Source organism: Pedobacter sp. Leaf216, assembly GCF_001421515.1.
GTDB lineage: Bacteria > Bacteroidota > Bacteroidia > Sphingobacteriales > Sphingobacteriaceae > Pedobacter.
In genome coordinates, this window is the sequence record NZ_LMKM01000023.1 from 387,943 (window position 1) to 408,336 (window position 20,394).

The 20,394-nt window shown below is 45.4% G+C and carries 1 protein-coding gene and 5 pseudogenes; all 6 read right to left on the reverse strand.

The annotated features are described in order from the left end of the window. Positions 1-27: 27 nt before the first annotated feature. A partial coding sequence (locus ASE74_RS25515; RefSeq protein ID WP_369800183.1) for an Ig-like domain-containing protein occupies positions 28-3,703 on the reverse strand: 3,676 nt, incomplete at its 5' end. Between the two features lies 1 nt (position 3,704). Next, positions 3,705-5,490: pseudogene (locus ASE74_RS25520) on the reverse strand (Ig-like domain-containing protein); the annotation flags it as partial. A gap of 14 nt (positions 5,491-5,504) precedes the next feature. Further along, positions 5,505-18,598, reverse strand: a pseudogene (locus tag ASE74_RS25525) (Calx-beta domain-containing protein); the annotation flags it as partial. A gap of 95 nt (positions 18,599-18,693) precedes the next feature. After that, positions 18,694-19,025 (reverse strand): annotated as a pseudogene (locus ASE74_RS25530) (Calx-beta domain-containing protein); the annotation flags it as partial. Positions 19,026-19,107: 82 nt separating this feature from the next. Next, a pseudogene (locus ASE74_RS25535) lies at positions 19,108-19,608 on the reverse strand (Calx-beta domain-containing protein); the annotation flags it as partial. An 18-nt stretch (positions 19,609-19,626) separates the two neighbouring features. Beyond that, a pseudogene (locus ASE74_RS25540) lies at positions 19,627-20,388 on the reverse strand (Calx-beta domain-containing protein); the annotation flags it as partial. Positions 20,389-20,394: the final 6 nt, after the last annotated feature.

Sequence of the window (20,394 nt, forward strand, 5' to 3'; positions counted from 1 at the left end):
AAACTCCTGGCTGCACTAAGTCTTATCTTATTTTTTAAACGCCTTGATCAATGTGATGTAGCCTTTAAACACTTCATACTGATCGCTTCCTGCTTTTTTAACACGCAGCAGGTAGTAATAAGTACCTTCATTCAACCCCTCGCCCGTCCAGTTGTTCTGGTAACCTTTGGCGTGGAACACCTCATTGCCCCATCTGTTCACAATCTGCAGTTCATTAACCTGGTACTGGTTAAGGCCGATGATCTCGAAGGTATCGTTGATACCGTCGCCGTTCGGTGTAAACAGGTTAGGGACGGTGATGCCTGTAAAGTTGGCGGTTAATGTTACCGTTGCCACATTGGTATAATATCCATAAGCATCTTTTACGCGGTAGGTAAACACATCATCTCCCACATAACCAGGATCAGGTGTATAAGTTACCGTACCATCTGCATTTACTTTTACGGTACCGTGTTTAGGCGCATTTACAACCTCAACAGTTAATTTATCGAGGGTAGAATTACCTGGATCATCATTGTTGAGCACGCTGATCACCACCGGCGAATTGGCCACCGTTTGTGCCTTATCATCAACAGCTGTCGGCGATTTAGGGAATGTGGTAACCGTTGGCGTATTGTTTGTTTCTGCTGTTCCTGAAACATCTGTTACGCTGGCTCCGGCAAGTGTTCTGGCATTTACGGTTGCGGTATTGGTTACCGTACCTAAATCCTTGTCGGCCTGAGTTAAGGTGTACACTTCAACATCAGTTGTGGTTGCACCAGGTGCAAGTCCGCCAGCTACCGTGATCACTTTATTGTTCAGTCCGAGTTTAGCATCTGTTAAAGTAATGGTGTTTAAAGTAATGGTTCCTGTATTCTTGATGGTGAATGTGTAGGTTACTTTATTTCCATTAAATACTGATGTTTTAACGAGCGCGACTGATCCGTTGTTCGGAATCAAGGTTACCGTTGGCGTATTGTTGTTTTCTGCCGTACCGGAGATATCGCTCACCGCAACATTTGCCGGGGTCTGGCCGGTAATGCTTGCCGTGTTGGTTACACTTCCTGCATCTTTATCGGCCTGGGTCAACTGGTAAACATAGCTATCGGTTACCGTTGCACCAGGGGCCAGTGTACCAGGGATCACCCTGTTCAATCCAAGTTTGGCATCCACGAGGGTAATGATGTGAAGCGTTACGTTTCCGGTGTTTTTAACACTGAAGCTGTAGGTAATGCTGTTTCCATCAGTGCTCACCGTTCCGGTTTTAACCAGGGTGATCATCGAGGCAGGAGCAATTACCGTTACTGTTGCATCATCAACCGCAATTGTGTTCGGATCGTCTGATTTAGGTTTGTTCAAAATACTTCCGCCCGGGGTCTGTGCCGTTGCAGAAGCCTGGTTGCTGAACGAGCCTGCGTTTACCTCGGTTAAGGTAACGGTGTGCCTTGCGGTTACCGTTACACTGCTGCCAGGTAACAGGCTTGCTATGCCCGCAGGGGTAAGTGATCCTGCATCTGCTCCTGCATCGGTTACCGCAACATTTGTTAAGGTTACGTTACCGGTGTTGGTTACAATGATGTTGTAATTGATCACATCGCCCACTTTGCTTACCGTGTTGGTAGCCGTTTTGGTCAGGCTCATGGCAGGTGCTGCTACCAGGGTTACGGTAACCGGAACGGTTACTGTAACGGTGCCGCCTTTGCCATCGCTTACCGTTATGGTGAAGGTATCGTTACCTGAGTAACCGGCTGTTGGTGTATAAGTGTAAGTACCGTTTGCATTCACCACAACCGTTCCATGCGCTGGCTGTGCAGTTAGCGTAAAGGTAAGTGCATCACCGTCCACATCACTGGCAGTAATGGCTCCGTTAACCGCCGTATTCTGAGGAGTGGTAACCGCAGGTGCCGTAGTGACCGGAGCGTCGTTCACCGGAGTAACGGTTACGTTTACTGTTACCGTTGTGGTACCGCCTTTGCCATCGCTTACTGTTACCGTAAAGCTATCGGTACCGTTGTAGTTTGGTGCAGGAATATACGTATACGTTCCGTCGGCATTAACGGTTACCGTACCATGTGCCGGAGGCGTAGCAACCGTAAAGATCAAAGGATCGCCGTCTGCATCGGTAGCGGTAATGGTGCCGTTGATTGGCGAATCCTCATTACCAGTAACCGCCGGAGCAGTAACCACTGGTGCAACATTGGTCGGGTTGATTGTAACGTTGATGGTTACCGTGGTTGTACCACCTTTGCCATCACTTACTGTTACCGTGAACACATCGCTGCCGCTGTAGTTGTTGGCTGGGGTGTAGGTGTAAGTTCCGTCGGCTTTAACAGTTACCGTACCATGTGCAGGTGGAGTGCTTACCGTGAAAGTAAGTGCATCGCCATCCACATCACTTGCGGTAATGGTTCCGTTAACCGGGATGTTCTTATTGGTTACAATCGCTGGCGATGTAGCAACCGGAGCATCGTTCACCGGAGTTACGGTTACGTTTACTGTTACCGTAGTTGTTCCACCTTTTCCATCGCTTACTGTTACCGTAAAGCTATCGGTACCGTTGTAGTTTGGTGCCGGAGTATACGTATAGGTTCCATCAGGGTTTACCACAACTGTTCCATGTGCCGGAGGTGTGCTTACTGTAAAGGTCAGCGGATCGCCGTCTGCATCAGTAGCGGTAATGCTGCTGTTGATTGGAGAATCCTCATTACCAGTAACCGCTGGTGAAGTTACAAATGGTGCAACATTGGTCGGGTTAACCGTAACGTTGATGGTTACCGTGGTTGTGCCACCTTTGCCATCGCTTACCGTTACTGTGAACACGTCGCTGCCGCTGTAGTTGTTGGCCGGGGTATAGGTATAGGTTCCGTCGGCATTAACAGTTACCGTACCATGTGCAGGTGGAGTGCTTACTGTGAAAGTAAGGGCATCGCCATCCACATCACTTGCGGTAATGGTTCCGTTAACCGGGATGTTTTTATTGGTTACAATCGCTGGCGATGTAGCAACAGGAGCATCGTTAACCGGAGTTACGTTTACGTTTACTGTTACCGTTGTGGTTCCACCTTTTCCATCGCTTACTGTTACCGTAAAGCTATCGGTACCGTTGTAGTTTGGTGCAGGAGTATACGTATAGGTTCCGTCGGCATTAACAGTTACCGTACCATGTGCCGGAGGCGTAGCCACCGTGAAAGTAAGCGGATCACCGTCTGCATCGGTAGCGGTAATGGTGCCGTTGATCGGCGAATCCTCATTTCCTGTAACGGCCGGGGCAGTAACCACTGGAGCAACATTGGTCGGGTTGATTGTAACATTGATGGTTACCGTGGCTGTGCCACCTTTGCCATCGCTTACCGTTACCGTGAACACATCGCTACCACTGTAGTTGTTGGCCGGGGTATAAGTATACGTTCCATCTGCATTAACAGTTACCGTTCCATGTGCAGGTGGCGTGCTTACCGTGAAAGTAAGTGCATCGCCATCCACATCGCTTGCGGTAATGGTTCCGTTAACCGGGATGTTTTTATTGGTTACAATCGCAGGAGCCGTGGCAACAGGAGCATCGTTAACCGGGTTGATGATAACATTGATTGTTACCGTTGTGGTTCCACCTTTGCCATCGCTTACTGTTACCGTAAAGCTATCGGTACCGTTGTAATTTGGTGCCGGAGTATACGTATAAGTACCGTCAGGGTTTATCACAACTGTTCCATGTGCTGGAGGTGTANTAGAAATAGTTTCGGGCGGAGTTACGGTTACGTTGATGGTTACCGTAGTTGTACCACCTTTGCCATCGCTTACCGTTACCGTAAAGCTATCGGTACCGTTGTAATTTGGTGCCGGAGTATACGTATAAGTACCGTCAGGGTTTATCACAACTGTTCCATGTGCTGGAGGTGTGCTTACTGTAAAGGTCAGCGGATCGCCGTCTGCATCGGTAGCCGTAATGGTGCCGTTGATTGGCGAATCCTCATTGCCTGTAACCGCCGGAGCAGTAACCACTGGTGCAACATTGGTCGGGTTAATTGTAACGTTGATGGTTACCGTGGTTGTGCCACCTTTGCCATCACTTACCGTTACCGTGAACACATCGCTGCCGCTGTAGTTGTTGGCCGGGGTGTAGGTGTAAGTTCCGTCGGCATTAACCACAACCGTTCCATGTGCAGGTGGAGTGCTTACCGTAAAAGTAAGGGCATCACCATCCACATCACTTGCGGTAATGGTTCCATTAACCGGGATGTTTTTATTGGTTACAATGGCTGGAGCCGTGGCAACCGGAGCATCGTTAACCGGAGTTACGGTTACGTTGATGGTTACCGTAGTTGTACCACCTTTGCCATCGCTTACCGTTACCGTAAAGCTATCGGTACCGTTGTAATTTGGTACAGGAGTATACGTATAGGTTCCATCAGGATTTACCACAACTGTTCCGTTTGCCGGAGGTGTAGCAACCGTAAAGGTCAGCGGATCGCCGTCTGCATCAGTAGCGGTAATGGTGCCGTTGATTGGCGAATCCTCATTGCCTGTAACCGCCGGAGCAGTAACCACTGGCGCAACATTGGTCGGGTTAACCGTAACGTTGATGGTTACCGTTGTGGTACCACCTTTGCCATCGCTTACCGTTACCGTAAACACATCGCTACCGCTGTAGTTGTTGGCTGGAGTGTAGGTGTAAGTTCCGTCGGCATTAACCACTACCGTTCCATGTGCAGGCGGAGTGCTTACCGTAAAGGTAAGGGCATCGCCATCCACATCACTTGCGGTAATGGTTCCGTTAACCGGGATGTTTTTATTGGTTACAATCGCTGGCGATGTAGCAACCGGAGCATCGTTCACCGGAGTTACGTTTACGTTTACTGTTACCGTTGTGGTACCACCTTTTCCATCACTTACTGTTACCGTAAAGCTATCGGTACCGTTGTAGTTTGGTGCCGGAGTATACGTATAGGTTCCATCGGGATTTACCACAACTGTTCCGTTTGACGGAGGCGTAGCCACTGTGAATGTAAGTGGATCACCGTCTGCATCGGTCGCGGTAATGGTTCCGTTGATTGGCGAATCCTCATTACCTGTAACCGCAGGTGCAGTAACCACTGGTGCAACATTGGTCGGGTTGATTGTAACGTTGATGGTTACCGTGGCTGTACCACCTTTGCCATCGCTAACTGTTACCGTGAACACATCGCTGCCGCTGTAGTTGTTGGCCGGAGTGTAGGTGTAAGTTCCGTCGGCTTTAACCACAACCGTTCCATGTGCAGGTGGCGTGCTTACGGTAAAGGTAAGGGCATCGCCATCCACATCACTTGCGGTAATGGTTCCGTTAACCGGGATGTTTTTATTGGTTACAATGGCTGGAGCCGTGGCAACCGGAGCATCGTTAACCGGAGTAATGGTTACGTTGATGGTTACCGTAGTTGTTCCACCTTTTCCATCGCTTACTGTTACCGTAAAGCTATCGGTACCGTTGTAATTTGGTGCCGGAGTATACGTATAAGTACCGTCAGGGTTTATCACAACTGTTCCATGTNGTTACCGTAAAGCTATCGGTACCGTTGTAATTTGGTGCCGGAGTATACGTATAAGTACCGTCAGGGTTTATCACAACTGTTCCATGTGCTGGAGGTGTAGCCACTGTGAAAGTAAGTGGATCGCCATCAGCATCGGTAGCGGTAATGGTGCCGTTGATTTGCGAATCCTCATTGCCTGTAACCGCCGGAGCAGTAACCACTGGCGAACGGTTATCCCTAATGTTAACTGTAGCAGGCGTTATACTTGCGGTAATCAATGCATTATTTGTTGCTGCATTCATTGTAAGTATCACCGTTTCATTTCCTTCGTTAATGTTATCATCAAGTACCGGCACCGAAACTGTTGCTGTTGTTTGTCCCGGTGGGATAGTTACAGTAGTACCAATTGTTGTATAATCTGCACCGCTGGTTGCTGTTCCTGTTACCGTATAAGTTATCTTCGTATCAGTTGTTGATACATTGCTTAAAGTAAAGGTAAACTGACCAGGAGTTGCTGGCTCAGCACCATCAGCAGTTGCCGTTACAGTAACAGTTGCATTTGTTCCATCCAGGATATTGATGTTTGCAGGAACACTGCTCACACTTACCACAGGATTATCGGAAACGGTTAGCGTTGCAATTACAGTTTCTGTACCTTCTACAAGTGCATCACTCAATACCGGAATGGTAACTGTTGCAGTGGTTTGACCAGCCGGGATGGTAACTGTTTTGGTTACGATCGCGCTATAGTCGCTGCCTTCAGTTGCGCTACCTGCCAGTACATAAGTAAGCTTGGTATCAGTTGCAGATGGCTTGCTCAGTGTAATGGTGAAAGTGCCATTTGCAGGGCCATTTTCGTTACCATCTGTTCCTGCTGTAATGGTTGCTACCGAAGTATCATTGTCAATTATTGTGGTAGTTGCCGAGTTTGTGGCAATGGTTACCAAATTACCTGTTACGTTACTAATGGTTGCGTTAAATGTTTCGCTGGTTTCAACGGTGTTGTCATCATTAATCGGAACAGTAAATGTTAAGGTTGCGCCGGCAGCAGAACCTGCAGGGAAAGTTAATGTTCCGCTGGTTGCTGTATAATCCTGTCCGGCTGTTGCCGTTCCATTGCTTGTTGCATAATCAACGCTGAATGCATTTTGAACTGCTGCACTTAATGTTACGGTAAAGGTAGCTGTTCCTGCCGATTCGTTAACCGTTGGAGCTGTTGCAATGCTCACCGTTGAATCATTATTATCGGCAATGTTAATGCTTGCTGAAACATTACTTACTGTTACTGCCGGATTTGCAGAAGCAGTTAAAGTAGCTACAACCGTCTCATTACCTTCTAACACTGCATCGGTTAATACCGGAATAGTAATTGTTCCTGTGGTTTGCCCTGCCAGGATAGTAATGGTTTTGGTAACGATTGTTGAGTAATCACTACCTTCTGTTGCTGTACCACCTAAAGTATAAGTGATTTGCGTATCAGTTGATGACGGATTGCTTAATGTTACGGTAAAAGTTCCGTTATCCGGTCCGTTTTCGTTACCATCAACTCCAGCGGTAATGGTAGCTACCGATGTATCGTTATCAATAATGGTAGTGGTTGCTGTAGCTGTGGCAATGCTGATTAGGTTACTGCTCACATTACTGATTGTTGCACCGAAAGTTTCGTTCGTTTCAACAATGTTATCATCATTTACCGGAACGGTAAAGCTTAACGTTGCACCAGCAGCTGATCCGGCAGGGAATGTTAATGTTCCGCTGCTAGTGGTGTAATCCAAACCTGCTTTGGCCGTGCCATCAGTAGTGGTATATGCTACGCTAAATGCATTCTGTACGGCTGCACTTAAAGTTACCGTAAATGTAGCTGTTCCTGCTGCTTCGTTAACAGTTGCTGCTGTAGCAATACTTACCGTGGCTGTATTGTTATCGGCAATGGTAATGGTTGCCGGAACGTTACTAACAGTAATTTGAGGATTGCTCGAAGTTACCAGTGTGGCAACAACTGTTTCTGTACCCTCAACCAAGGCATCAGTCAATACCGGGACGGTTATATTTCCGGTGGTTTGACCTGCAGGGATGGTAATGGTTTTGGTTACAATTGTGCTGTAATCTGCACCTTCAGTTGCTGTACCGGTAAAGGTATAACTAAGCTGGGTATCGGTAGCCGACGGATTGTTTAGCGTAACTGTGAATGTTCCGTTTACCGGACCGTTTTCGTTACCATTTGTTACGGCAGTTATTGTAGCAATTGACGAACCGTTATCGGTAATATTCACCGTAGCAGGTGTAGTGCTGGCAATGATCGAACCATTATTTGTGGTGGCGTTCATGGTTAAGATAACCGTTTCAGTGCCTTCTACAATATTATCGTTCAATACCGGTACCGAGACTGTTGCCGTGGTTTGGCCAGCCGGAATGGTTACCGTATTGCCAATTGCAGTATAGTCAGTCCCGCTGGTTGCTGTTCCGCTTACTGTATAAGTAATCTGTGTATCTGTTGTAGCTACCTGGCTTAACGTAAAGGTAAACCTTCCAGGGGTAGCAGGTTCTGCACCATCTGCTGTTGCCGCTACTGTTACAATTGCTTCGGTATTATCGGCAATGGTAATGGTTGCAGGTGTATTGCTCAGGCTTACCAATGGATTACCAGATGTTACCAATGTAGCAATAACAGTTTCTGTTCCTTCTACTATAGCATCAGGCAATACCGGAATCATGATTGTTCCTGTGGTTTGGCCTGCCGGGATGGTAATGGTTTTGGTTACAATTGTGGTGTAATCACTACCCTCAATCGCAGAACCTGCTAAAGTATAAGCAAGCTGGGTATCTGTTGAAGCCGGGTTGCTTAGCGTTACCGTAAATGTTCCGTTTACTGGTCCGTTTTCACTTCCGTTTGTTCCGGCAGTTATGGTAGCTACCGACGAATCGTTGTCGGTAATGGTTACCGGAGCGGTACCATTTGCAATGGTTACCAAACCGCCCGTTACGTTACTGATGATACCGTTAAAGATTTCATCACCCTCAACAATATTATCATCAATAATCGGAACGGTAAAGGTTAAACTTGCGCCAGCTGCAGAATTTGCAGGGAAGGTTAATGTTCCGCTGGTGGCCAGGTAATCAAGTCCTGCTTTTGCAGTTCCATCAGCTGTGGTATAATCAACACTGAAAGAATCTTGCACCGCACCACTTAAGGTTACGGTAAAGGTTGCTGTTCCGGCAGCTTCGTTTACGCTGGTTTGTATTACTGATATACTTGCCGTTACCGAATTGTTATCAAGAATATTGATTGTTGCTGGTGTATTGTTTACGGTTACTAAAGGATTATTGGTGTTGGTTAACGTAACAATAACAGTTTCGTTTCCTTCTACAATGTTATCGCTAATTACCGGGATAGCAATTGTACCTGTGGTTTGACCTGCCGGGATGGTAATGGTTTTGGTAATCGTGGTATAATCGCCTCCTTCAGTTGCAGTGCCACCAACCGTAAAGGTAATCTGTGTATCTGTTGATGAAGGATTACTTAAGGTTACATTATATGTTCCGTTTACCGGCCCATTTTCGTTTCCGTTTGTACCCGCAGTAATGCTGGCTACCGAGGTATCGTTATCGGTAATGGTTACGGTTGCTGGCGATGTACCAATGGTAACCACCCCTCCTGTTACACCACTTAATGATGCACTAAAAGTTTCAGCTGGTTCTACCAAATTATCATCATTAATCGGAACAGTAAAAGTTAAAGTAGATCCTGCCGCAGCATTTGCAGGGAAAGTTAATGTTCCTGTTGTTGCGGTATAATCCAATCCTGAATTTGCAGTACCATTGGCTGTAGCATAATTTACACTAAAGCTATTTTGAACAGCATTATTTAAGGTTACGGTAAACGTAGCCGTGCCTGCATTTTCATTAATTACCGGTGTGGTAGAAATGTTTACGGTTGCAGCATCTGCATCAATCACATTGATTGTTGCCGGTGTGTTGTTAATGGTAATTACTGGATTGCTTGATGCGGTTAACGTTGCAATTACTGTCTCAGTACCTTCGGCCAATGCATCTGCCATCACCGGAATGGTAATGGTAGCTGTGGTTGCTCCCGCAGGAATAATGATGGTTTTGGTAACTGCACTGTAATCGGCACTTTCTGTTGCAGTTCCGGTTAGGGTAAATGTTAATGTAGTTGGGGTAGCCGATGGGTTGCTCAATGTTACATTAAACACACCATTAACCAGGCCATTCTCATTTGCATTGGTACCTGCTGTAATGGTAGCAACAGCGCTATCATTATCGGCAATGGTTACTGTAGCCGGACTTGCGCCAATGGCTACATCAGCACCTACAACATTACTCAATCCAACATTAAATGTTTCTGAACTTTCTATCAGGTTATCGTCGGTAATTGGAATAACAACATTAAGCACGGTACCTGCAGGTGAGTTTGCAGGGAATGTTAAAGTTCCGCTAGTTGCGGTATAATCCAATCCTGATAGGGCTGTTCCGTTTGCCGTTGCATAATCAACTGTAAAGCCGTTCTGAACCGCAATATTTAACGTTACGGATAAAGTAACCGTACCAACTGATTCAGGAATGCTTGCCGCATTGATTGAAATACTTACGTTGGCCGTGTTGGCATCAAGGATGTTGATGCTTGAAGGAGTTGTATTTATTGTAACCGCTGGATTGTTTGTTGTACCCAAGGTAGCTACAACCGTTTCGATACTTTCTGCTACTGCATCTACAATAACAGGGATGGTAATCGTTCCGGTAGTTTGACCTGCAGGAATGGTAATTGTTTTGGTTACAATAGTTGTGTAATCGCTACCCTCGGTTGCTGTACCACCTAGTGTATAGGTAATCTGCGTATCAGTAGCCGATGGATTACTTAAGGTTACAATAAATGTTCCGTTAACCGGACCACTTTCATTACCGTTAGAACCCATTGCAATACTGGCTACAGCAGTATCATTATCGGTGATGGTAACATTGGCTGTTGGCGTTGCAATGCTTATCAAGGTACTGCTTACGTTGCTCAGGGTAGCACCAAAAGTTTCTGATCCTTCAACAATATTATCATCGTTAATTGGCACAGTGAATGTTAATGTTGCTCCGGCTGGTGAATTTGCAGGGAAGGTTAAAGTTCCGGTTGCATCGGTATAATCCAAACCTGCCGTTGCTGTACCATCTGTTGTTTTATAATCAACACTGAATGCGTTCTGTACCGCTGCACTTAGGGTAACGGTAAAGGTTGCTGTTCCTGCGTTTTCATTTATCACCGGGGTGGTAGAAATGCTTACAGATGCTGTACTGTTATCAAGAATATTGATACTGGCAGCCGTAGTGTTTACATTAATCAACGGATTATTTGTGCCTGCCAATGTAATGGCTACGTTTTCTGTTCCCTCTACCACGGCATCAGTTAATACCGGAATGGTTATGGTTCCGGTAGTTTGACCGGCCAAAATGGTAATGGTTTTTACAATTGGCGTGTAATCACTTCCCTCGGTTGCTGTTCCGCCAACAGTATACGTAATCTGTGTATCGGTTGATGATGGATTACTTAAGGTTACTGTAAATGTTCCGTTAACAGGGCCGTTTTCATTACCGGTTATTCCTGGTGTAATGGTCGCAATTGCGGTATCATTATCAGTAATGTTAACTGTAGCTGGTGTTGTATTTGCGGTAATAGAAGCATTGCCTGTTGTTGCAGCCATGGTTAATATTACAGTTTCAGTTCCTTCTACCAGGTTATCGTTCAATACCGGCACGCTTACGGTTGCCGTAGTTTGGCCCGCCGGGATGGTTACGGTAGTACCAATTGAAGTATAATCCAATCCGCTGGTGGCTGTTCCGGTTACCGAGTACGTAATCTGCGTATCTGTTGTAGATACATTACTCAAGGTAAAAGTAAACTGACCAGGTGTGCCTGGCTCTGCCCCATTTGCGGTTGCTGCAACATTAACTGTTGCGGTAGTATTATCTGCAATGTTAATGCTAGCCGGGCTATTGCTTACCGTTACCAGTGGGTTTGTAGAAGCAGTTAATGTAGCAATAACTGTTTCTGTTCCTTCTACCAAATTATCGGTTAATACCGGGATGGTAATGGTAGCAGTGGTTTGTCCGGCCGGGATGGTAACGGTTTTGGTTACAATGCCAGCATAATCACTTCCCTCAGTTGCCGTTCCTGTTACAGTATACGTAATGGTGGTAGGCTGCGCTGAAGGATTACTTAATGTTACCACAAATGTTCCGTTTGCAGGGCCATTTTCATTACCGTTTGTTCCTGCGGCTATTGTGGCCACAGCGGTATCGTTATCGGTAATGTTAACTGTAGCTGGTGTTGTGCTTGCCGTTATTGCGCCATTGCTGGTAGTGGCAATCATGGTTAAGATAACCGTTTCTGTACCTTCGGCAATGTTATCATCAAGTACCGGCACACTCACAGTTGCAGTGGTTTGTCCGGCAGGTATAGTTACCGTAGTACCAATCGCCGTGAAATCTGTTCCACTTGTTGCTGTACCGGTTACGCCATAAGTAATCTGTGTATCGGTTGTAGATACGTTGCTTAGCCTAAAGGTAAACAAGCCTGGTGTTGCAGGTTCTGCGCCATTGGTTGTTGCAGCTACCGTTACAGTTGCTGTGGTATTGTCATCAATATTAATTGTTGCAGGTGTATTGCTTACGGTTACCAACGGATTGCCTGAAGTAATTAAAGTGGCAATAACCGTTTCGGTTCCTTCAACCAAATTATCGGCTAATACCGGAATGGTAATGGTTCCAACGGTTTGCCCGGCTGGTATGGTGATTGTTTTGGTAACAATGGTTGAGTAATCGCTGCCCTCAACCGCTGTTCCGCTTAACGTATATGTTATAGTTGTTGGCTGTGATGATGGGTTGCTTAGCGTTACAGTAAATGTACCGTTTGCAGGTCCGTTTTCGTTACCAGGTGTGCCTGGGGTAATGGTGGCAACTGAGGTATCGTTATCCGTAATGTTAACCGTTGCAGGGCTGTTGCTTGCCGTAATTGACGCATTGTTTGTTGCAGCAGTCATGGTTAAAATAACCGTTTCTGTACCTTCAGCAATGTTATCGTTCAATACCGGTACACTTACCGTTGCGGTGGTTTGGCCGGCCGGGATGGTTACTATGTTACCAATTGCAGTATAATCTAAGCCGCTGGTTGCTGTTCCGGTTACGGTATAAGTAATCTGCGTATCAGTAGTTGATGCATTACTTAATGTAAAAGTAAACAATCCTGGTGTGCCTGGCTCCGCCCCATCTGTGGTGGCTGCTACGGTTACCGTTGCTGTTGTATTATCGGCAATGTTAATGGTAGCAGGTGTATTGCTTATGCTTACCAGTGGATTACCTGATGTAGTTAAGGTTGCAATAACAGTTTCTGTACCTTCTACCAAATTATCAGTTAATACAGGAATGGTAATCGTTCCGGTGGTTTGTCCGGCAGGAATAATGATTGTTTTGGTAACAACAGTCGAGTAATCACTACCCTCAGTTGCTGTTCCGCCTAAAGTATAGGTAAGCTGTGTATCAGTTGATGATGGTTTGCTTAATGTTACGGTAAAGGTTCCATTTGCAGGTCCGTTTTCATTTCCTGGGGTACCAGCTGTAATGGTAGCTACTGAGGCATCGTTATCTACAATAGTAGCCGTTGCTGTGGCATTGCTAATTAGTACCACTCCACCAGTAATACCACTTAATGTTGCGGTAAAGGTTTCTGATGGCTCGGCAATGTTATCGTCGTTAATCGGAACAGTGAATGTTAAAGTTGTTCCGGCTGCTGCATTGGCAGGGAAATTTAATGTTCCTGTTGTAGCAGTATAATCTATTCCTGCAAGGGCAGTACCATTTGCAGTGGTATAATTAACGCTAAATGCATCCTGAACTGCATTATTCAAGGTTACTGTAAATGTTGCTGTACCAGCACCTTCATCTACTGTAGGCGTGGTAGAAATACTTACACTTGCCGTATTGGCATCAAGAATATTGATTGTTGCAGGTGTTGTGCTAAAAGTTACCAATGGGTTGCCCAAAGCGGTGAGCGTAGCAATTACCGTTTCAATACTTTCAGTAAAGACATCAGTTAATACCGGAATGGTAATCATTCCGGTGGTTTGACCTGCCGGGATGGTAATGGTTTTCGTAACAATGTTTGAGTAATCGCTGCCTTCAGTTGCCGTTCCACCTAAAGTATAAGTAATCTGCGTATCTGTAGAAGATGGATTGCTTAAGGTTACGGTAAAGGTTCCATTAACGGGGCCAGTTTCATTTCCGTTTATACCGGCAGTAATGGTTGCAACCGAAGTATCGTTATCGGTAATGCTTACAGTAGCCGAACTTGTTGCAATGGTTACCAAACCGCCAGTTGGGTTGCTTAATGTAGCAGTAAATGTTTCGCTTGGCTCAACCAGGTTATCATCGTTTACAGGAACGTTAAATGTTAAGGTTGTTCCGGCGGCAGATCCCGCTGGAAATGTTAAGGTTCCATTTGTTGCAGTATAATCCAATCCCGCACCAGCAGTTGCTGTTCCGTTAGTTGTAGCATAATCTACTGTAAATGCATTTTGAACTGCTGCACTTAAAGTTACGGTAAAGGTTGCCATTCCAGCTGCCTCGTTAATACTTGTTGGAGCAGCAGAAATACTCACCGTTGCCGTATTGTTATCAAGAATATTGATACTTGCAGGCATATTGCTCACTGTTACCAATGGATTGCCCGTGGTAGCCAATGTTGCAGTTACGGTTTCTGTACCTTCTACTATTGCATCGGTTAATACCGGGATGGTAATCGTTCCGGTGGTTTGGCCTGCCGGGATGGTAATGGTTTTGGTTACGATGGTTGAGTAATCACTTCCTTCAGTCGCTGAGCCACCTAAAGTATAGGTAACCTGCGTATCTGTTGATGATGGTTTACTTAACGTAACGGTAAATGTTCCGTTTACAGGTCCATTTTCATTACCAGGAGTGCCAGGCGTAATGGTGGCAATAGAAGTATCATTATCGGTAATGTTAACTGTTGCCGGACTAGTACTTGCAGTAACCGATGGATTACTTGTTGCCGCATTCATGGTTATAATTACGGTTTCGTTCCCCTCTATAATGTTATCTTCCAATACCGGAACGTTAATTGTTGCAGTGGTTTGTCCGGCAGGGATGGTTACCGTTGTGCCGATTGATGTATAATCCAGCCCGCTGGTAGCACTACCACTTACAGCATAAGTAATTTGAGTATCTGTTGTAGATACATTGCTTAAGGTAAAGGTAAATCTGCCTGGTACAGTTGGTTCAGCACCATCTGCAGTTGCCGCAACCGATACAGTGGCAGTAGTATTGTCGTTAATGTTAATGGTTGCAGGGCTGTTGCTCACCGTTACCGCCGTATTATTTGTGGCAGTTAATGTAGCAATCACAGTTTCTGTACCTTCTACAATATTATCGGTTAATACCGGAATGGTGATCGTTCCGGTGGTTTGCCCAGCCGGGATGGTAATGGTTTTGGTTACAATGCTTGAGTAATCGCTTCCTTCCGTAGCCGTTCCGCCTAAAGTATAGGTTATTTGCGTATCGGTTGATGATGGATTACTTATGGTTACTGTAAATGTACCGTTTACAGGTCCATTTTCATTACCTGCTGTGCCTGGTGTAATGGTGGCCACCGCAGTATCGTTATCGGTAATGGTTACGCTTGCAGTAGCGGTTGCAATGCTTACCAAATTACCAGATACATTACTTATTGTAGCGTTAAATGTTTCGTTTAACTCTACTATATTATCGTTTATAATCGGAACGGTAAAGGTTAAGGTTGTGCCAGCGGCCGATCCGGCAGGGAAGTTTAATGTTCCGCTTGTTGCCGTATAATCGCTGCCTGATGTAGCTGTTCCGTTCGATGTGGCATAATTTACACTAAAACCAGCCTGAACAGCGTTGCTTAAGGTTACTATAAATGTTGCAGTACCATTTGCCTCATTAACGCTTGTTGGCGTAGCAGAAATACTAACTGTTGCTGCATCATTATCATTTATGGTACCAATTCCTTCAGCTTGCGTTATGGTAACCGGAGCAGTTGCATTGCTTAAAGTTACTTTAAAGCTTTCAGGACTTTCGGTAATGTTATCATCCGTAACCGGGATCAATATGGTTTGTGTAGCACCAGAAACAGATCCGGCAGGGAAAGTAACCACACCAGTTTTAGCGGTGTAGTCTGCTCCTGCTATTGCAGTATTATCGGCAGTGGTATAATTAATTGAAACTGCATTTTGTACATTTCCCGTTAAAGTTACCGTAAAAGTCATGTTGCCATCACTTTCTAGGGCAGAAACACTGTTAATGGCCACACTTGCAGCATCATCATCAGTAATGGTTGCAGTTCCTGTTGCGCCTGCCACAGGTATTGTTACCACCGAACCTGCACTTACACTGTTTAATGTTACCGTGAAAGTTTCTGCGAGTTCGGCAATGTTATCATTCGCAACCGGAATGCTGAAAGTTTGTGTTGCACCACTTATCGATCCGGCAGGGAAGGTTACACTACCAGTTGTTGCGGTATAATCGGTACCTGCGAGGGCTGTACCGTTGGCTGTTGTATAATTTACTGTAAATGCATTTTGTACGTTACCGGTTAAGGTTACTGTAAATATTGCATTGCCTGCATTTTCTACTACGGTTACATTATTAACGGCAACTGTTGCATTGTCGTTATCGCTAATGTTTACAGTTGCAGGAGCGGTACTTGCTGTAATAGCCGGATTATTGGTCGCAGCTGCTAATGTTAAAATCACCGTTTCTGTCGACTCTGCAAAAGTATCATCCTGTACCAAAACAGGTACCGTTACAGTGGTTTGTCCGGCCGGGATGGTTACTGTTGTACCTATAGAGATATAATCTGTTCCGCTTGTAGCTGTTCCGGTTACGGTATAAGTAAGCTGTGTATCAGTTGTTGATGCGTTACTTAATGTAAAGGTAAATAAACCTTGTGTATTCGGTTCTGCTCCATTGGTGGTAGCCACTACGGTTACTGTAGCAGTGGTATTATCGGCAATGTTAATTGTTGCCGTTTTATTAGCAGGTGTTGGTGTTACTGTTACCAATGCGCTGTTTGTAGCTACCAAGGTGGCTACTACGGTTTCTGTTCCTTCTACCAGGTTATCGGTTAATACCGGAATGGTTATCGTTCCGGTAGTTTGCCCTGCTGGGATGGTAATGGTTTTTGTAACAATAGTTGAATAATCGCTACCCTCAGTTGCGCTACCACCTAATGTATAGGTAATTTGCGTATCTGTTGATGATGGATTACTTAAAGTTACATTGAAAGTGCCGTTTACAGGTCCGTTTTCGTTACCAGCTGTACCTGCCGCAATAGAAACTGTTGCAGCATCGTTATCTACAATGGTTGCAGTGGCGGTAGCATTGCTGATTACCACTACCCCACCTGTAATACCGCTTAATGTAGCAGTAAAGGTTTCGTTTGCTTCGGCAATGTTATCATTGTTTATCGGAACAGTAAAAGTTAAAGTACTTCCTGCTGCAGCGTTTGCAGGGAAGTTTAACGTTCCGGTTGTAGCCGTATAATCCAATCCTGCTGTTGCAGTACCATCAGCTGTGCTGTAATTTACACTGAAAGCATTTTGAACAGCATTATTTAAGGTTACAGTAAAAGTTGCTGTACCATTTGACTCGTTTACTGTAGGCGTGGTAGAAATACTTATGCTCGAGGTATTCGCATCAATAATATTGATACTGGCAGGAGACGTATTTACTGTTACTGCATTATTTGAGGTGCCTAAAGTTGCAATTACCGTTTCTGTATTTTCGGTTAGTGCATCTGCTAAAACATCAATGGTTATTGTTCCGGTAGTTTGACCAGCTGGAATGGTAATGGTTTTGGTTGTTATAGTGGTATAATCACTTCCTTCAGTGGCCGATCCACTTAACACATAAGTAAGCTGTGTATCGGTAGATGCCGGGTTGCTTAGTGTTACGGTAAATGTTCCTTTTATCGGCCCAGTTTCATTGCCATTAATACCTGCGGTAATTGTAGCTACCGATGTATCGTTATCGGTTATGGTTACTGTAGCACTGCCAGTTGCAATGGTTACTAAATTTCCTGTTACACTAGTTAATGTACCATTAAATGTTTCGCTCGGTTCAACTGTATTGTCGTTAATGATTGGAACAGTGAAAGTTTTAGTAGTACCCGCTGCAGAATTTGCAGGGAAGTTTAATGTTCCACTTGTTGCAGTATAATCTAAGCCGGCAATTGCAGTACCATTTGTTGTGGTATAATTAACATCAAATGCATTTTGTACGGCAGCGTTTAAAGTAACTGTAAAAGTTGCGGTTGCAGTTGCTTCATCAATGCTTGTTGGTGTTGCAGAGATGCTTACCGTTGCAGTATTGTTATCAAGAATATTAATTGTAGCTGTTTTATCTGCTGGAGCAGTAGTAATACTTACCAAAGCGCTATTGGTAGAAACAAGATTAGCAATAACCGTTTCTGTGCCTTCTACTACTAAATCCGTTTTAACAGGTATAGTAATTGTTCCTGTGGTTTGACCAGCTGGAATGGTAATGGTTTTGGTTGTAATGGCAGTATAATCGCTACCCTCAGTCGCGCTTCCACCTAATGTATAGGTAATCTGCGTATCGGTTGATGATGGATTGCTTAAAGTTACATTGAACGTTCCGTTAACCGGTCCATTTTCATTACCGGCGGTACCTGCAGTAATTGTGGCTACTGAAGTATCATTATCGGTAATGGTTGCCGTAGCGGTTGCAGTTGCAATTGTAACTATGTTTCCTATCGGATTACTTAACGTTGCCGAGAAAGTTTCGCTTGGCTCAACTACATTATCGTTTGTAATGGCAACGGTAAAGGTTTGAATAGCACCAGCTGCTGATCCCGCAGGGAAAGTTATGGTGCCATTTTTAGCTGTATAATCTGTGCCTGCTTTCGCTGTACCATCTACAGTTGCATAATCAACAGTGAAAGAATTTTGAATCGCTTTGCTTAAGGTAACTGTAAATGTTGCATTGCCACTAGCTTCATCATAACTTATTGGTGTTGCAGAGATGCTTACGGTAGCCACATCGTCATCGGCAATGTTCACCGTGGCACTTGAAGGGGTTACCGTGATGTTCGGGTTGTTCGTTGCAGCTGTGAAAGTCAGTACAACTGTTTCAGTGCCCTCTACAATCTGGTCANTTCACCGTGGCACTTGAAGGGGTTACCGTGATGTTCGGGTTGTTCGTTGCAGCTGTGAAAGTCAGTACAACTGTTTCAGTGCCCTCTACAATCTGGTCGTTGGTCACCGTAACCGGAACGGTAACAGTGGTCTGGCCAGCCAGGATTGTTGCAGTTGCAGGGATAGTGGTATAATCGGTACCATTGGTGGCAGTTCCGCCAACAGTGTACGTAATGGTGGTATTGGTAGCACTTGCCTTGCTCATCGTGAAAACAAACGAGCACAAACGAGCCGTTCGTACCAGGTTCATCTCCATCTGTTGCAGCAACAGTGATGGCCGCCACATCGTCATCGGCAATGTTCACCGTGGCACTTGAAGGGGTTACCGTGATGTTCGGGTTGTTCGTTGCAGCTGTGAAAGTCAGTACAACTGTTTCAGTGCCCTCTACAATCTGGTCATTGGTCACCGTAACCGGAACGGTAACACTGGTCTGGCCAGCCAGGATTGTTGCAGTTGCAGGGACAGTGGTATAATCGGTACCATTGGTGGCAGTTCCGCCAACAGTATAAGTAATGGTGGTATTGGTAGCACTTGCCTTGCTCATCATGAAAGCAAACGAGCCGTTCGTACCAGGTTCAGCTCCATCTGTTGCAGCAACAGTGATGGCCGCCACATCGTCATCGGCAATGTTCACAGTGGCACTTGAAGGGGTTACCGTGATGTTCGGGTTGTTCGTTGCAGCTGTGAAAGTCAGTACAACTGTTTCAGTGCCCTCCACAATCTGGTCGTTGGTCACCGTAACCGGAACGGTAACAGTGGTCTGGCCAGCCAGGATTGTTGCAGTTGCAGGGACAGTGGTATAATCGGTACCATTGGTGGCAGTTCCGCCAACAGTGTACGTAATGGTGGTATTGGTAGCACTTGCCTTGCTCATCGTGAAAACAAACGAGCNAGTGGTATAATCGGTACCATTGGTGGCAGTTCCGCCAACAGTGTACGTAATGGTGGTATTGGTAGCACTTGCCTTGCTCATCGTGAAAACAAACGAGCCGTTCGTACCAGGCTCAGCTCCATCTGTTGCAGCAACAGTGATGGCCGCCACATCGTCATCGGTTATTGTAGCCGTACCTGTAGCTACTGCAATTGTGGTTGGTCCGGTAATGCCCGAAAGCGTAGCCGAAAAGTTTTCGTTTCCTTCAATAATATTGTCATTGACAACCGGCACGGTAAAGGTTTGCGTTGCACCGCTAGCGGCATTTGCAGGAAAAGTTATTGTTCCTGTTTTAGCCGTGTAATCTCCAGGCTGAACGGCTGTACCATCAGCAGTGTTATAGTTTACTGTGAAACTATTTTGTACCGCTCCTGTTAAAGTAACGGTAAAAGTAGCCAAACCTGTAGAAATATCTTCCGCAACAGTAATATTGTTGATCGCTATCGATGAAGCATCGTTATCGTTTATAGTGGTAATCTGAGAGGTGGTTGTACCAAGTGAGGCAGGGCCAGTAAGCGTACCGATGCTAACCGTATAGTTTTCGGTTGGTTCAGAAATATTGTCGTTTACGATTGTAACCGTGAATGCCTGTATGGCAATGCCAGATGCGTTAAGCACCGTACCAGCAGCAAATGTTACACTTGCAGGTACATTGCTGTAATCGCTTGTTAGCTGAGCAGTACCCGCAACAGCCGATACAGGAATGGTAACCGCTGAACTCAAAGTGGT